This is a genomic window from Sinomonas albida (assembly GCF_004919045.1).
GTDB lineage: Bacteria > Actinomycetota > Actinomycetes > Actinomycetales > Micrococcaceae > Sinomonas > Sinomonas albida.
Genome location: NZ_SWDW01000025.1, coordinates 1 through 18,124 on the forward strand (window position 1 = coordinate 1; position 18,124 = coordinate 18,124).

The window sequence follows — 18,124 nt, forward strand, 5'->3', positions numbered from 1 at the left end:
CCGACCGACACTCGGACTCCGCACCCCCGCCCAGGCCCTCACCGAACTCCTCCTGCCCGCCGCCGCCTGACAGCCGAACCCGACCCCGACACGGCGAAGCGATTGCACTTGACAGATGGAATCCGCCGGCGGGTCGCGCCGTCGTCCGCCTGAAAGCTGGTGAGATCCCGACGCCAAGGAGGCCCCCGCGGCGCGCCAAGGAGGCCCCCGCGGCGCGCCAAGGAGGCCCCCGCGGCGCGCCAAGGAGGCTTTCGCGGCGCGACGGCGGGAGGCACGCGCCGTCGCCGGCTGTTTGGCTACGCTAGGCCGCATGAGCCGCTTCGCCCCGCACCATGCGCCTGCCCTCAGCCCGGACGAAGCCGACGCGGTGCGGCGCGCCCTCACGGCGGGGGACATCACCGTCTTCGCCGACGGCACCGCCTACCGCCTCCCAGACGCGGCCCGGGATGCCGTCCTGGACCTCCTCGGGCGGCTCGGCCGCGGGGAGTCCGTGACGGTGACGAGCGCCGAGGACGTCCTGACGGTCGCGCAGGCCGCCGAGCTCGCGGGCATCAGCCACAGCTACGTGCGCAAGCTCACGGACCTCGGGACGTGGCCGGTCGCCTACCGCGGAACCCACCGGCGGATCCGCCGCGAGGACGTCCTCGCATGGGTCGCAGCCCAGAAGAAGGGCGGCCGCGGAGCCGACCCCGACACGGGTGCCGCCGCGGGGTGACGGTCAGATCCTGGGCCGGCCAGCCCAGCGCCGCGCCTTGATCGCGAGGTGCAGCTCCTGCCGGACCCGCCCGCCGAGTGGATCGGCGCCGAGCAGCTTCCTCACCCGCGCGATCCGGTGGTACACCGTGGAGCGGTGCACGTGCAGCCGGTCCGCGACGGCCTGGACGGCTCCGTCGTTGTCGTAGAGCTCCTCGAGCACGGGAAGGAGCTCGCCCTCGCGGTCCTCCTCGACGAGGAGGTCCGCGTAGACGCTCGTGGGCTCGGATCCCAGCTCCCCCATGAGCTGATAGGCACCCACGGTGCGCACGTCGACGAGCTCGCCGAGCGCGGGGTCGACGGCGCCTGCCTGCGCCGCGATCTTCGACTGCGCGTAGGCGTCCGGCAGCGCGCGCAGCGATGTGAACGGCTCGCTGATGCCCACGAGGACGCGGCCCGCGGGGCGGCCCGAGCGCTTCGCGAGCTCCCTTTCGTAGTGCGTCAGGACCGCGGCGTGGCTCGCCCGCCCGGTCGAGTGGACGAACAGCACGACGGAATGCGTCTCCGCCCCGGCTGTGAAGAGCGCCGGGTCAATCCCAGCGGTCGCGAGCATGGCGGCGGTGCTGGTCGCGACGACGGCGGCCTGTGGATCTTCCGGGCTCACCCCGGCGGGGTCGAGGAGCGTGACCATCTGCCACGGGGCGTGGCCGTGCACCTCTCGCCACCCCGCGATCTCGGACAGCGCCGCCTTGTCCCCCGCCGCGGCCGCGAGGAACCGCGACTCCCGGGCGCGCCGGTGGGCGGACGCGGCAGTGTTCGAGTCGAGCAGGAGTCCCGCGATGAGTTCAACCTCGAGACGGACGCTGGGCAGCGCGGCGAGGATCGCCGTCGCGCTTTCCTCGTTGGGCTCCTGCTGGACCCAGAGGTAGCCCACGCGGAAGCCGCGCACGAGCAGCGGCACGCACACCCGCCCGTACATCCCGAGGTCCGCGTTGGGCGGCACGGCCACGGGACGGACGGCGGTGGCGATGCCGTGGGAGAGCTGCCACGCGCTCACATCGGCGGGCACGCGCTTGCTCAGGAGGAAGTTCACCCGCACGGGATCGGCGTGGGACTGGTTCGACGAGTACGCGACGAGGAGCCCGTCGAGGTCCTCGACCGAAAGCCCTCTCCCGAGCTTCTGGGCCGCCGTTTCGACGAGATCTTCGACGCCTTCGCGCATGCCCACCAGCATACGGGCCCCCGCCCCACACGAGGGGACACTTGCCGCTCACACATGCGACAAACGTCGAACAGACGACGGCGTGATCCCCGGAATTCCGGGGAAGTCACCTTCCGCCCGGGCCCTAGGGCGCTGTTGTGCATCTCACAGCGAGCCTACTCTGGAAGCACCGCGGAAGCCCGACAAACGGTCCCACGAGGGCCCTCGAACCAACGGAGACGACAGTGATCATCGGAGTCCCCCAGGAGATCAAGAACAACGAATTCCGAGTGGCCATGACGGCCGCCGGGGTCCACGAGTTCGTCACGCATGGCCACACCGTGCTCATCGAGTCGGGCGCGGGGCTCGGCTCGAGCATCACCGACGACGAGTACCGGGTGGCCGGCGCCGAGATCGTGGACGACGCGGCGGACGTCTGGGCCCGCGCCGACATGATCATGAAGGTCAAGGAGCCTATCGCTGCGGAGTACCACTACTTCCGCAAGGGGCTCATCCTCTTCACCTACCTGCACCTCGCAGCCGAGCCCGCACTGACCCACGCGCTCATCGACGCAGGCGTCACGGCGATCGCGTACGAGACCGTGCAGGAGGGGCGCATGCTCCCGCTGCTCGCCCCCATGTCCGAAGTGGCCGGTCGTCTGTCGGTCCAGGTGGGCGCACAGTCACTCCTCGCGCCGAACGGCGGCAAGGGTGTGCTGCTGGGCGGCGTCCCGGGCGTGCGGCCCGCGAAGGTCGTCGTGCTCGGCGCCGGCGTGGCCGGAACGAACGCGGCGGTTGTCGCCATGGGCCTCGGCGCGGACGTCACGATCCTCGACATCAACATCTCGCGCCTCCAGGAGCTCGACGCACTGTACGGCAGCCGCCTCAAGACGGTCGCGTCGAACAAGTACGAGATCGAGAAGTCGCTCGTCGAGGCTGACCTCGTGATCGGCTCGGTCCTCGTGCCCGGCGCGAAGGCCCCGAAGCTCGTCACCAACGAGCTCGTCTCCCGCATGAAGCCGGGCTCCGTGCTCGTGGACATCGCGATCGACCAGGGCGGCTGCTTCGAGGACTCGCACCCGACCACGCACCAGGACCCCACGTTCCGCGTGCACAACTCGATCTTCTACTGCGTCGCGAACATGCCGGGCGCCGTGCCGAACACATCGACGTACGCGCTCACGAATGTGACGCTGCGCTATGGTGTGCTCCTTGCCGACCTCGGGGTCGAGAAGGCCCTCGAGCGCAACGCCGCACTCGCCGCCGGCCTCAACGTCGCGGCGGGCCAGGTGACGAACCGCTCAGTGTCCGAGGCCCACGGCCTCCCGCTCGCCGGCGACTGGCACGGCCTCGTCTCGAGGTAGCACGGGGTATCGGACTCACTTCGAAGGGTCGCTTCCGCGGGTTTGCAGCCCCGGAGGCGACCCTTCGCCGTCGGCGACCCGCCGCCGTTGGGGACCCTCCGCCGTCGTCCGTGGGAAGTCATGCCAGGTCACGCAACGTGCCCGGGAATGGATCCGGGATCTAAAGTAGTTGACACATCAGTGAACGCCGACGACGGCGTGCCAAGCTCAACGAAAGAGATCCCCCATGGCCGAGAAGACCATCCTGACCCTCGTCGGCAGCCTGCGCGCCGAGTCCGTGAACAGCAAGTTCGCCGAGATCGCTGTCGCGACGGCCCCCGAGGGCACGCAGGTGACCACGTTCACGGGCCTCGAGGAGATTCCGTTCTACAACGAGGACCTCGACGTCGAGGGCAAGGTCCCGGCCAAGGCCGCCGAGCTCCGCGCCGCCGTCGCCGCCGCGGACGGCGTCCTGTTCGTCTCCCCCGAGTACAACGGCACGATGCCGGCGGTGCTCAACAACGCGATCGACTGGATCTCGCGCCCGTTCGGCAAGGGCGCCGCGATCGGCACGTTCGCCGCCGTCATCGGCACGTCCGCGGGACAGTACGGCGGCCTGTGGAGCCACGACGACATCCGCAAGTCGCTCAAGATCGCGGGCGCGAGCGTGCTCGACGAGGCCAAGTTCGCGGTCGGCGGCTCGTTCCAGCGTTTCGCGAGCCTTGAGCCGGAGCACGACGCCGAGGTCGTCGAGGGCATCCGGTCCGTCGTCGCAACGCTCGCGGCCGCAGAGGTCGCCGCCGTCGCCGCGGCGAACTGAGCCGGCGAACTGGGCCCAGCGAACTGACCCAGCCCGCCAAACGCGCGCCCACCCGGCACGCACCGACGCCGCAGAAGCCTCGCGGAACAGGGCCCTGCGGGCCATGGAAGCCTGCCGCGCGCCGTCCTACGCTGGAGAGCGGGGACCGCAGAACAGACGCCAGACAAATCGAGGTGATCCCGATAATGTCCAGCTTCGCAGGCATTGAGGGCGACGAGGACCGCGTCCACAGCGAGGCACCCGCCGAGGGTGACTCCGAGCTCGAGATGAACGAGATCCGAGCGCATTCAGAGGACCCGGCCGAGGGCGCGGATCAGGACTAGGAGTGAGCGAAAGCGGACGACGGCGGGTGCCCACCCGCCGTCGTCCGCTTTCGTGCCCTTTCGGCGCTTCCCCGGTTGGCCAGCCCCGTCCTAGCGCACGGCGCGGCTCGGGATGCCCCGCCAGCGGGTCTCGGCGGGGAGCTCCTCGCCCTTCATGACGAGCGAAAGCGGATCGACCGCCGTGTCGGCCCCGATGCGCGTGTCATACAGGACCACCGAGCGGCTGCCCACGCTCACGCCACGCTCGAGCTCGATCGTGGACATCTTCATGACCCGGTCCTCGAAGAGGTGTGTCTGGAGCGACGTGTTGGGGTCCACGGCGACGTCGTCGCCGAGGTGCACGAGGTCGAACTCGGTGAGGAACGTCGTCGAGATACACGTCCGCTTGCCCACATGCACGCCGAACAGCCGCAGCATCGGGCCCATCCACGGCGTGCCGCTCAGCCAGACCAGGAGCCCGGGCACGGCGGCCGTCTCGTAGAGCGCGGTGACGAACTCGGTACGGCGCACGAACCGGCCCCAGAGGGGTTCGACGCGCGGCCGGTAGCGCCCGACGACCACCCACTTGAACGCCGCGACGGCAAGCACGGTCGCGAGTCCGACGGCGAGGACGATCACGGGAGCGGCGAGGAGGGCGCCGAGGTCACGACCCTCCCGGGCCACTTCCGCGCCCAGGAGTGTCCCGCCGAACGCGGTGACGCCGATGATCGAGCTCGGCAGCACGATGCGGAAGAACTCGATGACGTAACGCTCGAAGACGCGCCACCGCGTGGGACGGTAGGTGAGCTCGTCGCCGAACGCCTCGCTCTCCTGCCGGCGCGGGAGCCGCATGGCCGGCGAGCCGAGCCAGTCGGTGCCGCGCGGGACGCCTCCCACCGGAGCCATGCTGTGCACGCCCACGAGCGCGCCCTCCCCCATCCGGGTCCCCGAGCGCAGCAGCGCCGCGTTGCCCACGAACGAGCGGTTGCCCACCTCGGTCACGCCAAGGTTCACGTACCCGTTGCGATACGTCGCGCTGCCCACCGCCGCCATGTCTGCGATGAAGCTCTCCGTGCCGAGGACCAGCAGATCCGGGTCCAGATGCGCGGCCGTGGAGACCTCGGACCGTCGGCCGACCTTCGCGCCCAGGAGCCGCAGCCACGGCAGCGTGTACAGGGTCGCGTACAGCGAGTTCGTGGTGGCAAGGCTCATCTGCAGGAGCTTGTCGGCGAACCACTTGCGGAGGCCGAACGTCGAGGCGACCACGTGGGTCCCGGCGGGGGTCTTCGGGAGGACGAGCTTCTTCCCGAGCAGCACCACGGCGCAGATTGTGACGGTGTAGACGGGGCCCAGGAGCGCGATCGCGCCGAGGCCGGCCCAGAGGCCACCCGCCTGGTAGGCCCACGCGCTCAACGCCGCACCGGGCAGGATCGTGGCGAGGGCCAGCACCTCGAGGAGGAGGTAACCGAGCACGAAGCCTGCGTGGTGCCCTGCCTTCCAGCCCTCGGCCGGCCTCTCGTGGCCGCCGAGCTCGGCGAGGAGGGAGTCCGGCTCCTGCGTGCGCGCGGCCGGCGACCCGGACCATTCCTCGCGGGCCGGGATGAGCTGCCCCTCCGCCGCCAGCGACATATCCGTGAGGAGAGCACCGTAGCCAAGCTCGGAGCCCGCCTGAAGCACGGCGTTCGCGCCGATGAAGGCGTGGCTGCGGACGGTGACCGGCTTGATCGTCACCCAGCCCCGCTCCACGTGAACCGGGAGGAGCTGGGCGTTGTAGCCGATGCTCACGTCGTCTCCGATGTGGAGCATCGACGGCATCGCGAGATTCGCGGTCGCAATGTGGCAGTTCTTTCCCACGTTCGCGCCGAGGAGCCGCAGGTACGGGGCCATGAGCGGCGAGCCGGAGAGGACGCCCAGCGGCGCAAAGGAGGTCAGGGTCCGGATGGTCCAGACCCGGAGATACGTGGGCCCCCACAGCGGATAGTGTCCGGACCGCAGCCCCCAGGAAAGGAGGCGCACGCCCACCACCGGGAGGAGCAAGCGGCTCACGACGAGGCTGACGACGATCGACGCGCCGAGTTCGACGTAGTGCAGGCTCCCACCGGACTCACCGAGGACGACGGCGGTCGGGGCACCCACCGCGAGCAACAGCGCGTACACAACGACGAGCTGCGCGAGCCCAGCGCCGAGGACCCGGCGCGACGAGTGCGTGATGGCCTCCGGGCGGTGCTCCGCGACGAGGGCAGCGCGCGAGGACTCCGCGCCTGCGGCCTCGAGCCTGTGCGCGAGCTGCCGCACGGTCGGGTGGCCGTAGATGTCCGCGATCGAAACCGACGCCGCGAAGTCCGTCTCGCGGAGCAGCGACGCGGCCTGCGCGGCCAGGAGCGAGTGCCCGCCGAGCTCGAGGAAGAAGTCGGCGGTCACGGAGAGCTCGGCGACCTCCATCCCGAACGCCTTCGCCCACACCGCGGCGACCTTCCGCTCGAGCGCGGTGCCCGCGCCGACGTGCGACGACGACGGCCGCACCAAGCGCGATCCCCGCGGCTTGGGCAGCGCCTTCTTGTTGATCTTCCCGCTGGGCATGAGCGGCAGGTCGGTGAGGACCTCGAGGAAGCCCGGCACCATGTAGGACGGCAGCCGATCGCGCAGCCGGCCACCGATGCGGGCCCGGAGCTCCGACTCGTCCTGCTCGCCGCCCTTGAGCGTGACGTATCCCACGAGCTCGGGGTCGCCATGGTCCATCGGCTGAAGGGCCACGGCGGCGGCCCCGACGGCCCCGTCATTGAGGATCACGCTCTCGATCTCGCCGAGGTCCACACGGTGACCGCGGATCTTGACCTCGCTGTCGGCGCGGCCCAGATACTCGATCTCGCCGGCCTCGGTGAAGCGCCCCAAGTCGCCTGTCCGATAGAGCCGGCCGCCCGGGACGGCCGGGTCGGTGAGGAACCGGTCCGCCGTCTGCTCGGGGCGGTTGATGTAGCCGCGGGCCACGCCCGGGCCGCCGATGCAGATCTCGCCGACCTCGCCGTACGGGACCGGCTGGCGGTCCTCGTCGAGGATGCTGATGTGATAGGTCGGCAGCGGGCGGCCGATCGTCACGGTGCGGCCCGGAAGGAGCTCGCCCCACGTCGCGGTGACGGTGCCCTCGGTGGGTCCGTAGGTATTCAGCATGCGCCGGTTCGGGGTGGACCAGCGCTCGACCAGCTCCGCCGGGCACGCCTCGCCGCCCACGAGGAGTCCGCGGATGAGCGGCAGGTCCCGGTCAACGGTCGCGAGCACGGTCGGCACGCAGTACAGCACGGTGATCCGGTTGCTCTCGAGAAAGTCCGCGAGCCCGGAGCCGAGGCGGCGGGAATCGGTGGGGCCGGCCACGAGCGTCGCACCCACCGCCCACGTGGGCCAGACCTCTTCGATGGAGAAGTCGAACGCGAGCGTCATGCCCTGGTAGACCCGATCCTCGGGGCGCACGTCGTACACCTCGGGGACGATGTTGATGAAGTTGCAGATGCTGGACTGCGCGACCTCGACGCCCTTGGGGCGTCCCGTGGAGCCCGAGGTGTAGATGACGTACGCGCCCGGGTCGGTGTCGCCGTCGTTCGTTGCGCGCGGGCGCGTCGTCGGGCGCTCGGCGACCGCGTCGGCCACCGCATCGAGATCGAGCACCGGGCAGGCGACGTCCTCGCGTGCCGCGCCAAGCTCCGTGGCGGAGATCAGGAGAGCCAGCCCGGAATCCTCCGAGACATAGGCGACGCGGTCAGCCGGGGAGGCTGGGTCGATCGGCACGAACGCCGCCCCTGCCTTCTGCGCGGCGAGGAGCGCGACATACAGTTCGACTGAGCGGTTGAGCAGAAGGCCCACGCGTGAGCCGGGCCCCACGCCGGCGGCGATGAGGTGGTGTGCGAGCTGATTGGCCCTCGCATCGAGCTGGCCGTAGCTCAGGCTGTGCCGCCCGCATTCGAGGGCGGTGGCCTCTGGTCTGGCGTCGCAAGCAGCTTCGAAATAGTGGTGCAACCGGCTGAGGGCGGGCCGATCCGGCCCCGCCTGCAGCTCCTCGGGGCCGCTGATCGGCCCCCGTATCAGTTGTGTCGTTTGTTCGGTGGTGGCCATCGAGAAGCAACTCCTGCCGCGTCCTCCGGACGTCCGTCTGTTGGGCGATGGGTTGGGGAGTACCCGTTAATCTCACCGAAACAATTCCTCGCAGAGTTACCCCAGAGCCGGATCTTTAGAGGTTCTTTACGGCCAGCAGGGAAGAATTTGCTCGCGGTTACAGATAAGGTTCACGCGAAATTCATCCCCCGCGGCGGGCCGACGGGTTCTCCTTCGGGGCGCCCCCGCAGCTAGGGCCAACAGCGAAGAATCCGACAATTCGATCACAAGTTCGCATATTCTTAGGCAATTTGCCGAATTCTTAGGCATTTTCGCGACAGAGTGCCATCGCGTCGTCTAGGTTCACTTCTACAGGAGCGTCCCATGGGGGGACTTGGGAGGAAGTGGGAGACGCGTGAGCAGGCGTACAGCAGGACCGATGAATGGCCTCGGGGCAGTTGCCGCAGCAGCTGGACTCGTGGCCGCCTCATGTAGTTTGGGACCAGGTAGTGGCGCCGGAGTCCGCCCTCTCCTCAATCCGGCAGCTTCAACGCACCCAGCTGCCTCGACCATCGGCGCGCACGCGAGCCGTGGCGTCGGCCAAGACTCTGTCAGCACCAAAGGCGGTCGGCCCATCAAGGGGATCATCGCAGACGCCAAGAAATCTGATCCCCAAGGGTTTAGGGAACGGCTTCAGACCCTCAAGAGCAGCGAAGAGTTCGTCTCGTTCCTCACGGCTCGGGCCGGCTCCCCTGAGGCTGGCGGAATCGAGGGATTGGCTGCCATTCTCACCGCAGATCAGGCCCGCAAGTTCGTGGGGTCGCTCGCGGGGAAGGTATTCGTCGTTACGCGCGACGCGGCAGGCGCCCCGGAAGTCGAACTGGTGGATTCTTCGCATGTCCCTTCGCCGGCCCCCTCCCACGGGGAAACCCCGTTGCACGAGCGGACCCGGGCAAAGGCTCAGACTGCGTCATTCAAGGCGGAAACCGCCGGATGGACCCCTCCTTCTTGCTGGCAGGGCTGGTTCGCTGCGGCGGGGTACTCGGCGGCAACGGGGGCAATCTGCGGAGCAGTAGGCGCTATGAGCTTCGGAACCGTCGGGGCATGGTGTGCAGCGGCGGCATGGGCCGGCGCAATGGGAATCAATTGGAACGACGCCTGCGGGTAGAGGATCATCCAGCCATGAACCTCCGCGACGCCAAGACCCCGAACACGCTGCAAGCCAGAGTGTGCACCTACCTCGCGTTTGTGGTCGGACTCTGGTCGGCTCAGGGGCTCCTCTGGTTCATGACAGGTCACGCGACACCGGAGCCGAATCTCTTGAGCCTGATGATTCTCGGCCTGGTTTTCCTCTTTTGGTTCTTCACGCCGCAGAGGTACTGGTTCAGGCGCGGTACTCCTCCGCAAGATCCGGATTGATCGGCATCTAGCCCCACAGACTGACGGCGGCCCGCGCTTGTCCCCCGGCGCGGGCCGCCGTCGCCATCCTCGGAGACGCACCCATCCTTGGGCACGGACGACGGCGGCCCCGCCTTAGGCGGTGGCGGGGCTCAGCAACCGATCACGGGCATGGCGCGCTGTCGGTCACCGCGGCGTCAGACTTTGGGGGACGCAGCCTGCGACAGCCGCGCGAGTCCCTTCTCGAAATCCTTCCCGACCATCTTGTCCATGTTCATGAACCGCGAGAAGAACTTCGCCGCGCCCTGCGGCTCCCCGGTCATCGACCACGTCACGCGCGTGCCGCCGGACTGCGGTTCGAACGTGAAGCCGGTCGGGTTGACTGCCTTGAACGGCTTGACGAACTCGAGGCGGATCCGCACGCTGTTGGGTTCGAGGGACTCGACGATTTCCATGGTGCCCGAGCCGGCTTTGCGATTGCCGCGCCATTCATAGCGGGCGCCGGGCCCGGCGTCCGGGCCTGAGTAGGTGCGCTCGAGGGCCGGGTCGAGGTCCTCCCAGGGAGACCACGCGGTCCACTTCCGGAAGTTGTTCACGAGGGGGAAGATCTGCTCCGGCGGGGCCGGGATGAACGCGCTGCGAGTGACGGTATATGCAGACATAGTCATATGGTAGGTCGCTCAGACGCCCGGGGGCCCGTGGCCGCGTCACCCAATTCCACTCGTCAACAAAGGGTGCATATTTGGAAACATCACGCTACGCTGAGTGGGTGACTTCGCAGGACACCGCCGTCGAACTGACCGCCGAGACGCAGACCGCGCTGGAGCGCGCGGAGGCCAGCCACCGCCACGAGGCGCTCTTCTCTGAACGCGCGCACAACATCAAGCAGTCGGCTGTGCGCGACGTCTTCGACATCTCGATCCGCCCGGGTCTCGTCTCGCTCGCGGGCGGCTCGCCGAGCCTGTCGGCGCTCCCGCTCGACCTCGTCGCGGAGACGGCCTCGCGTGTCATCACCGAGCATGGCATGGCGGCGCTGCACTACGGCGGCGGCAAGGGCACCGAGGAGCTCCGCACCCTGATCTGCGAAATCATGGCCGAGGAGGGGATCGTGGGGGCCTCCCCCGACGACGTCGTGGTCACCACGGGCTCGCAGTCCGCGCAGGACATCGCCGCCAAGGTCTTCTGTAACCCGGGCGACGTGGTGCTCGTCGAGGACCCCACGTACGTCGGCGCGCTCAACACGTTCGAGGCGTACCAGGTGCAGGTCGCGCCCATCGAGATGGACGCGGAGGGACTCGTACCCGAGAGGCTCGAGCGGCGCATCGCCGAGCTCGAAGCCGAGGGAAAGACCATCAAGCTCCTCTACACCATCCCGAGCTTCAACAACCCGTCCGGCATCACGCTCGCTGCCGAGCGCCGGCAGCGCGTGGTCGACATCTGCCGCGAGCACAACATCCTCGTGCTCGAGGACAACCCCTACGGGATGCTCCGCTTCGACGGGCACCCGCTCACGCCGCTCCGCGCCGACAACCCCGACGACGTCATCTACTGCGGCTCGTTCTCGAAGATCTTCTCCCCCGGCGTGAGGCTCGGCTGGGCCCTCGTGCCGAAGCACCTGTACCGCCGCTTCTACCTGGCGGCCGAGGCCGTGGTGCTGTGCCCGTCGATGCTCACCCAGCTCCTCGTGACCGAGTTCTTCCACGCGTTCGACTGGCGCGGCTACCTCGCGCAATCCCGCGCCGTCTACGCCGAACGGTGTGCGGCCATGCTCGAGGCCCTCCGCGAGCACTTCCCCGCCGAGGCCGAATGGACGACGCCGGATGGCGGCTTCTTCGTGTGGATCACCCTTCCCGAGGGGATCGACACCTACCCCCTGCTCTACCAGGCGATCGACGCGGGCGTCGTGTTCATCCCCGGAGCGGCCTTCACGCCCTACGACGGGCCCAGCAACAAGCTCCGCCTGGCGTTCAGCGGCGTCGCGCCCGAGCAGATCCACGAGGGTGTGCGGCGGCTCGCGACAGTCATCAAGGCGGCGGTCGAAACCAACGCCTAGCCCGCACGCAGTCTCGAGTCGGCCCAAGCCGGCAGAAGCCCACGTAGCCGGCGCACCGAAAAGTCGAGTACCGGCAAGTGTGGCAGGCGGGCATCACGGCATGCGAGCGTGTGGGCACTGAGGATGATGCCGGGCACGGCGTCGGGATGGGGGACCGACCATGTTTGTTGTGAACTCGGGAGATCGCTTCCGGGAGGATGCACTGCCGGCTCAGGTCCGCGCGCTGCGGATGCCACCCTGGGCGGGCGCGCTGCTCGGCGCGGGCCTCGTCGCGGCCGGGGCGGTCGCCGTCGCCAGCTCGATCTTCATCAATGAGCGCGACAGCACCATCATCGCGGGGTGGGCAGAGGCGCTCATCGTCGCGGGGTCGATCCTCGCCGCCGTCTTCGGCGGGCTCCTGTTCTGGCGTGCCGGCGAGTGGGTCACGCTCACCCACGAGGCGGCGATCGTGGCCAGAGCCTTCGCCGTCCAGGGACGGATCGACCGCGCGCAGCTCGAAGACTTCCACCCCTACCTCCACCGATACGCAGCCCGCGGCGGCGTCCAGTACTGCATGGTGCCGACGTTCACCGTGAGGGACGTCTACGGCCGGCTGCGCGAGATGCCCGTTCCGTTCCTGTCCTACTGGAACCCCGACGGCGGGACCCAGGCACCGCTGCCTCCCCGCGCCGCCTACATCGAGGCCTGGGCACGCGCCGTCAGCAGCCCGTACTCGAGATCCACCTTCGCGGGCGCCCTGCCGGCGGCCCTCGCCGCCCACCGGCAGTCTGTGCGCACCGGTCTCCAGCGCCGCTCACGCCTCGCGGCTGTCCTCATCCCCCTGCTCTCGGTTGCGCTCGGAGCCGGTCTCGGCCTCGGGCTCGGCCCTGTCGCCCAGGCCCTCGGCGGGACCAGCCAGAGCGTCGTGACGGACCGCGCCGGCATCCGCGACCTCAGTGACAGCCTCACGCCCGCCGTGACCACGTGGGATTGGCACGCGCTCGGCGGCGCGCCCGGCACGCTGCACTTCACCTTCACCCCGACCCTGCGGACCTTGCCCTCGTCGCCGCACTACACGGTCCACTACTTCATCAGGGACCCCGCGCAGCGGGGCACCAACCTCAGCCCTGCGGAACAGCAGTTCGGCCGAATCGTCGCGCGGGGAACCATCTCATCGACTGACCCCAGGATCGAGTTCACGCTCGACAGCAATGACACACTCTTCACGTTCGAGATCTACGTGAGCGACGACAACGGCCATACGACGCGCGACGGCACGCAGTACCGGAACATCGGCCCGCGGATGGCCCCGACTCGGCCTCCGACCCCTCGCGCGGCACCGACGCAGACGTCGTGAAGGTGACGTCGTGAAGCCGCCGTCGTGAAGGTGATGTCGTCGTCCTGAGGGTGCCCGTCCTGAGGGTGGCGATCAGCAGTCGTTCTGCTGGGCTGCGGCTCCTACTCGCTCCGCTCGAATACCCAGGGCAGGCCGTTCACCTGCAGCCGGTGCCGGGCCGGGCCGATCGCGGCCTCGTTCTCGTACTGGGCGTCTCCCGCCCACAGCACCGCCTCGATCTTCCCGTCCGCGGCGAACAGCTGCAGACTCGCGTAGAACTCGGGCGCCCTCGAGGCCGCATCGGCGACGGCGAGCGCGGCCTTCTCGGCGCCGAGGAGGCCGTGGAGGGTGACCCACGTGGGCGGGAAGAGGACGAGTTCCCCTGCCCCGTGGCGCTCGAGCGCGGCCGCTGGCGTCACCCAGGCGAACGCGACGTGCTCGCCGTCATTGAGCACCACGTCCCCACCGGGGTAGGCGGCGACAAAGAACCACGTGCGGAGGCGCTTCTCGGCCCGCTGCGGGGGGACCCAGACCGAGAGGCCCACGAGCGCGTCCACGTCCAGCGCGATCCGGGTCTCCTCGAGCGTTTCGCGCACGGCAGCCCGGCGCACGGCCAGGGGAGGCTCATGAGGCGAGTCACCGACGTCGCCCACTATCCCGTCCTCGGGGTCGACGGTCCCGCCCGGGAACGCCCACGCGCCAGCGAACGAGCCGCGCCCGTGCCGCTCGAGAAGCAGCACTTCGACGCCGTCCGGACCGTCACGGAGAATGACGACGGTCGCGGCGTCGCCGTGGACAGGCGGGGTCTCAGGCATGCACCCAGTATCGCCCCGGCACCCGGACGAGAGGGAGGACGCGATGCCGGGCAGCGGACAGGGCGGGCCAGCAGTTCAGCGGTCGTACGCTAGAAGTCGTGCTTCTCTCCCGCCGCGACTTCCTCCGCACCACCGCGGCGACCGCCGTCCTGGGCCCGACCCTCGCCGTGACGCTGTCCTCGTGCGCGGCCACCGAGGACGTCCCCGCGGTGCAGTTCGGCGCCCCGCTCCCGGTCCCGCCGCTCGCGGACTCGAAGCTCGAGGGCGGCGTCCGCGTATTCTCGCTCGTCCCGCAGGCCGGGAAGCACGAATTCGTCCCGGGCAAGCCGGCCGACTCGATGGGCTACAACGGCGGCTACCTCGGCCCAACCCTCCGCGCGGCCCGCGGCGAGCGCGTGCGCATCGACGTGCGCAACCAGCTCACCGACGCGACGACCCTCCACTTCCACGGCATGCGGCTCCCCGCAGCGGACGACGGCCCCCACCAGATGATCGACGCCGGCGGGACGTCGTCGCCCAGTTGGACCATCTCGCAGCCCGCGGCGACCCTCTGGTACCACCCGCACCCGCACGGGAGCACCGAGAAACAGCTCTCGATGGGCCTCACGGGGCTGTTCATCCTCGACGAGCCCGCCGGAGCCGGGGAAGGATCCGCGGCGCTCCCCCACGCCTACGGCGTGGACGACTTCCCCGTGGTCGTCCAGGACCGGCGCCTCGATTCCAACGGCCAGCTCACGTTCGACCCCAACGGCAACTCCACCGGAACCCTCGGCAACTCGATCGCCGCCAACGGCGTGCTCGGCGCGGCCCTCAAGGTCACCACCGAGCGTGTCCGCCTGCGCCTGCTGAACGCGAGCGGTGCGCGGTGGTTCAACTTCGGCTTCGGGGACCGCCGCACCTTTCACGTCGTGGCGTCCGACGGCGGCCTGCTCGCCGCCCCCGTGCCCGTCACCCGGGTGCAGCTCTCCCCGGCGGAGCGCGCCGAGATCGTGGTCGAGCTCAAGGCCGGCGAGCAGGCCATGCTGCGCTCCTTCGCCCCGAACCTCGGCTCGGTCAATCCGCCGGACTCATTCGGCGGGGGCAAGGACTTCGACGTCCTGCGGCTCGACGCCGCGGCGAGCCTCGCGCCGTCGTCCGCGCTCCCGGCGACGCTCGCCGCCATCCCCTCCCTCGACGTCGCAAACGCCCACATCCGCAGCTTCACGCTCAACGGCCAGAACATCAACAACCATTCGATGGACATGAACCGCGTCGACGAGGTGGTGAAGAAGGGCGCCACGGAGGTCTGGCTCGTGGACAACACCAACGTCTACCAGCACAACTTCCACGTCCACGGCGTGCAGTTCCAGCTCCTGGATGTCAACGATGCGCCGCCGCCCGCCCACCTGCGCGGCTGGAAGGACACGATCCCCGTGCTCCCCAGGGAGCGCAGCAGGATCGCGATCATCATGCCCGACTACGCGGACGCGCAGCACCCGTACATGTACCACTGCCATCTGCTCGCGCACGAGGACCAGGGAATGATGGGTCAATACCTCGCAACCGAGGACGGGACCGGCCCGTCGAAGCTCGGCACGGACGGGATGCAGATGTAGCCCTGGACGTGGCCCTGGGACGTAGCACTGGGGCCTTGCACTGCGCGTAGCACTGCCGCTGGCTGTCAGACGCCCGGGATAGGATCCGGCTGAAGGCATTCCCCACCGTCAGTCGCTAAGGAGCCAGCAGCATGTCCGTTGTCGTCACCGCCGTCTTCCACCCCGCCGAGGGCCAACGCGAGCAGCTCGTCGAAGCCCTGCGCACCACGATCCCCGGGGTCCACGGGGAGGATGGCTGCCTCCTCTACGCGATCCACGACGCCGCCGACGGCACGATCACGATGATCGAGAAGTGGACCTCTGCCGAGCACCTCGACGCGCACTCGAAGGGCACCGCCGTGGCCGCGCTCCGTGAAGCCGTGGACCCGTTTGTCGCCAAGCCCGCCACGGTCACGACCATGACGGCCATCGAGGCCGGCACCGCGGAGCAGGGGCTGCTCTAACGCTGGCGCCCCCGGGGCGCACTGGGGGTGCAGCGCTGAGGGGCCGCGCTGAGGGGCTGCAGGAGCGAATACCACTGCGCACGCACCCCGCCGCTCATCGACGAGTCTTGACCTCCGTGAGCGGCGGGGCACGCCGAAATCTAGGCGAGGCGGATCATTGTCCAGCTCACCGGGGAAAGCTCCGCGGTGAGCCGGCCGCCGTCGTACGCAACGCCCTCGAGCGGCGACGGCAGCACGGAAGTGCTGTCCTGCTCCGTCGCGTGCCACAGCGGGTCCTCGTTCGCGAACGTGAGCGCCTCGACGACGCGCAGCCCCGCGAACGCGCTGAGGTCCGCGTCGAGTCGAAGCGGCTCCGTGGTGCTCCGGTTGACGGCGAACAGCGTGACGGCACCGGTCTCGCGATCGTGGGTGGCGACCGCTGAGAGAGCTGGAACCTCGCCGTGCAGCGGCGAGGCGAACGACGGCGACTCCACCGCGAGCTGGAGCACCTCGCCGCGCGCATGGGCTGAAGTGAGCGCGAACGGGTGGAACGTGGTCTGCTTCCAGGCTACGCCGCCCGGCTCCGTCATGATCGGGGCGATGACGTTGACGAGCTGCGCGAGCGAGGCCGAGTGCACGCGGTCGGTGTGGCGCAGGAGCGTGATGAGCAGGTCCCCGACCACCACGGCATCCGCGACCGTGTAGAGATCCTCGAGGAGCGCTGGGGCCTCGGGCCAGTCCGTCCCGCTCGGGATCGGCGTGCGGGGGCTGTTGATGTGCCAGACGTTCCACTCGTCGAACGAGATGTGGACGTCCTTCGACGACTTCCTGACGCTCTTGACGTGGTCGATGTGGGCGACGATGTCGCGGATGAACTGGTCCATGACTGCCCCGGCCGCCAGATGGTCCTCGAGGACCCCAGCGTTCTCGAAGTAGTGGTGCGCGGAGATGTAGTCAACGTCGTCATAGGCCTCGGAGAGGACCGTCCGCTCCCACTCGCCGAACGTCGGCATGCGTCCGTTCGAGCTGCCGCACGCGACAAGCCGGAGCGTGTCGCCGGCGATCATCCGCATGGCGCGGGCCGTCTCGGCCGCGATGCGCCCGTACTCCTGTGCCGTCTTGTGGCCGATCTGCCACGGGCCGTCCATCTCGTTGCCCAGGCACCAGAACGTGATGTTGTGGGGCTCCTCGGCGCCGTTCTTCCGGCGGAGGTCTGAGAGCGCCGTGCCGCCGGGGAGGTTGCTGTATTCGAGGACGTCGATTGCCTCTTGGACGCCGCGCGTGCCGAGGTTGACGGCCATCATGGGCTCGACGCCGGCCTTGCGGGACCAGTCGACGAAGTCGTCGAGGCCCACCTGGTTGGTCTCGGTCGAGTGCCACGCGAGGTCGAGCCGCACCGGCCGCTCCGCCTTCGGCCCCACGCCGTCCTCCCAGCGGTAGCCGGACACGAAGTTGCCGCCCGGGTAGCGGACGGTGCTCACGCCGAGCTCGCGCGTGAGCTCGAGGACGTCTCCGCGCCAGCCGGCCTCGTCCGAGGTCGGGTGACCGGGCTCGTAGATGCCGGTGTAGACGCAGCGTCCGAGGTGTTCGACGAACGCGCCGAACGTTTCGCGCCGCACCGGGCCGACTGCGAACGCGGGGTTGGCGGTGACGGTCGCGGCGGGGCTCGCCTGGGCCGAGTCGCGGCCAGCCGTCGCGCTCGCCTGAGCAGAGTCAGAGCCGACCGTCGCGCTGGCCGGGGCCGAGGGGCGGGATTCAGAGGGTGCCATGTCTTCTCCGGGTCAGGTTTGGTGGGTTTCGTTCGTTTACAACGTTGTAAACCAATCCTGTCGCTCACGCTGCCGACCGTCAAGCCCTCGCGCCCTTTCCGTTTCGGGTACAGAAACTCCCCACCCCAGGACGTCTCGGGTACAGAAACTCCCCGCCCCACACGTCTCGGGTACAGATACGCCCGCCCCAGGCCGTGTGATGTCTCAGGACCTCGTGGACACTTCCTGTCTCAGGACGTTGTTGACACTTGATGTCTCAGGACGTTGTAGGCACTTCGGTTTCTGGGCTCGGGCGGCGGAGGCCGCTGCGAGGGA

14 protein-coding genes are annotated in these 18,124 nt (G+C 69.3%); 9 read left to right on the forward strand and 5 right to left on the reverse strand.

The window, feature by feature from the left end:
* The first annotated feature begins 310 nt into the window (after nucleotides 1-310).
* The gene (locus E6A26_RS17245; protein ID WP_136612441.1) at nucleotides 311-715 is read left to right on the forward strand and encodes a helix-turn-helix domain-containing protein; all 405 of its coding nucleotides are present in this window, start codon (nucleotides 311-313) and stop codon (nucleotides 713-715) included.
* 3 nt (nucleotides 716-718) lie between these two features.
* On the opposite strand, the gene E6A26_RS17250 is transcribed toward E6A26_RS17245, so the two are convergent.
* Nucleotides 719-1,915 carry a PucR family transcriptional regulator gene (locus E6A26_RS17250; RefSeq protein WP_136612442.1) on the reverse strand — a complete coding sequence of 399 codons (1,197 nt, stop codon included), beginning with the start codon at nucleotides 1,913-1,915 and terminating at the stop codon, nucleotides 719-721.
* 224 nt (nucleotides 1,916-2,139) lie between these two features.
* Between E6A26_RS17250 and ald the strand changes: the two genes are divergently transcribed.
* From ald to E6A26_RS17705, 3 genes are all read left to right on the forward strand, one after another.
* Nucleotides 2,140-3,258, forward strand: coding sequence for an alanine dehydrogenase (gene ald, locus E6A26_RS17255; RefSeq protein ID WP_136612443.1), 1,119 nt, complete (start codon nucleotides 2,140-2,142; stop codon nucleotides 3,256-3,258).
* Nucleotides 3,259-3,484: 226 nt separating this feature from the next.
* Entirely contained in the window at nucleotides 3,485-4,057 is a 573-nt protein-coding gene (locus E6A26_RS17260; protein WP_136612444.1) for an NAD(P)H-dependent oxidoreductase, read from the forward strand.
* A 185-nt stretch (nucleotides 4,058-4,242) separates the two neighbouring features.
* Nucleotides 4,243-4,380: a hypothetical protein gene (locus E6A26_RS17705; RefSeq protein ID WP_168928779.1), complete on the forward strand. Its 138-nt coding sequence runs from the start codon at nucleotides 4,243-4,245 to the stop codon at nucleotides 4,378-4,380.
* 90 nt (nucleotides 4,381-4,470) lie between these two features.
* Here E6A26_RS17705 and E6A26_RS17265 read toward each other — a convergent pair whose 3' ends face one another.
* The gene (locus E6A26_RS17265) at nucleotides 4,471-8,463 is read right to left on the reverse strand and encodes a Pls/PosA family non-ribosomal peptide synthetase (RefSeq protein ID WP_136612445.1); all 3,993 of its coding nucleotides are present in this window, start codon (nucleotides 8,461-8,463) and stop codon (nucleotides 4,471-4,473) included.
* A 1,161-nt stretch (nucleotides 8,464-9,624) separates the two neighbouring features.
* Between E6A26_RS17265 and E6A26_RS17270 the strand changes: the two genes are divergently transcribed.
* Nucleotides 9,625-9,861 (forward strand): hypothetical protein, encoded by a 237-nt coding sequence (locus E6A26_RS17270; protein WP_136612446.1) that lies wholly within the window; start codon nucleotides 9,625-9,627, stop codon nucleotides 9,859-9,861.
* Nucleotides 9,862-10,037: 176 nt separating this feature from the next.
* Here E6A26_RS17270 and E6A26_RS17275 read toward each other — a convergent pair whose 3' ends face one another.
* Nucleotides 10,038-10,502 carry an SRPBCC family protein gene (locus E6A26_RS17275; RefSeq protein WP_136612447.1) on the reverse strand — a complete coding sequence of 155 codons (465 nt, stop codon included), beginning with the start codon at nucleotides 10,500-10,502 and terminating at the stop codon, nucleotides 10,038-10,040.
* A 107-nt stretch (nucleotides 10,503-10,609) separates the two neighbouring features.
* On the opposite strand from E6A26_RS17275, the gene E6A26_RS17280 reads away from it, so the two are divergent.
* Nucleotides 10,610-11,893: an aminotransferase-like domain-containing protein gene (locus E6A26_RS17280; protein WP_234865660.1), complete on the forward strand. Its 1,284-nt coding sequence runs from the start codon at nucleotides 10,610-10,612 to the stop codon at nucleotides 11,891-11,893.
* A 160-nt stretch (nucleotides 11,894-12,053) separates the two neighbouring features.
* On the forward strand, nucleotides 12,054-13,229 hold the full coding sequence (locus tag E6A26_RS17285; protein ID WP_136612448.1) for a hypothetical protein: 1,176 nt from the start codon (nucleotides 12,054-12,056) through the stop codon (nucleotides 13,227-13,229).
* Nucleotides 13,230-13,330: 101 nt separating this feature from the next.
* Here E6A26_RS17285 and E6A26_RS17290 read toward each other — a convergent pair whose 3' ends face one another.
* Entirely contained in the window at nucleotides 13,331-14,023 is a 693-nt protein-coding gene (locus E6A26_RS17290) for an NUDIX hydrolase (RefSeq protein WP_136612449.1), read from the reverse strand.
* A 98-nt stretch (nucleotides 14,024-14,121) separates the two neighbouring features.
* On the opposite strand from E6A26_RS17290, the gene E6A26_RS17295 reads away from it, so the two are divergent.
* Nucleotides 14,122-15,618 (forward strand): multicopper oxidase family protein, encoded by a 1,497-nt coding sequence (locus tag E6A26_RS17295; protein WP_136612450.1) that lies wholly within the window; start codon nucleotides 14,122-14,124, stop codon nucleotides 15,616-15,618.
* 131 nt (nucleotides 15,619-15,749) lie between these two features.
* Nucleotides 15,750-16,061: a putative quinol monooxygenase gene (locus E6A26_RS17300; RefSeq protein WP_136612451.1), complete on the forward strand. Its 312-nt coding sequence runs from the start codon at nucleotides 15,750-15,752 to the stop codon at nucleotides 16,059-16,061.
* 140 nt (nucleotides 16,062-16,201) lie between these two features.
* On the opposite strand, the gene arfA is transcribed toward E6A26_RS17300, so the two are convergent.
* A complete protein-coding gene (arfA, locus tag E6A26_RS17305; RefSeq protein WP_136612452.1) occupies nucleotides 16,202-17,809 on the reverse strand; it encodes an arabinosylfuranosidase ArfA in 1,608 nt (535 codons plus the stop codon).
* Nucleotides 17,810-18,124: the final 315 nt, after the last annotated feature.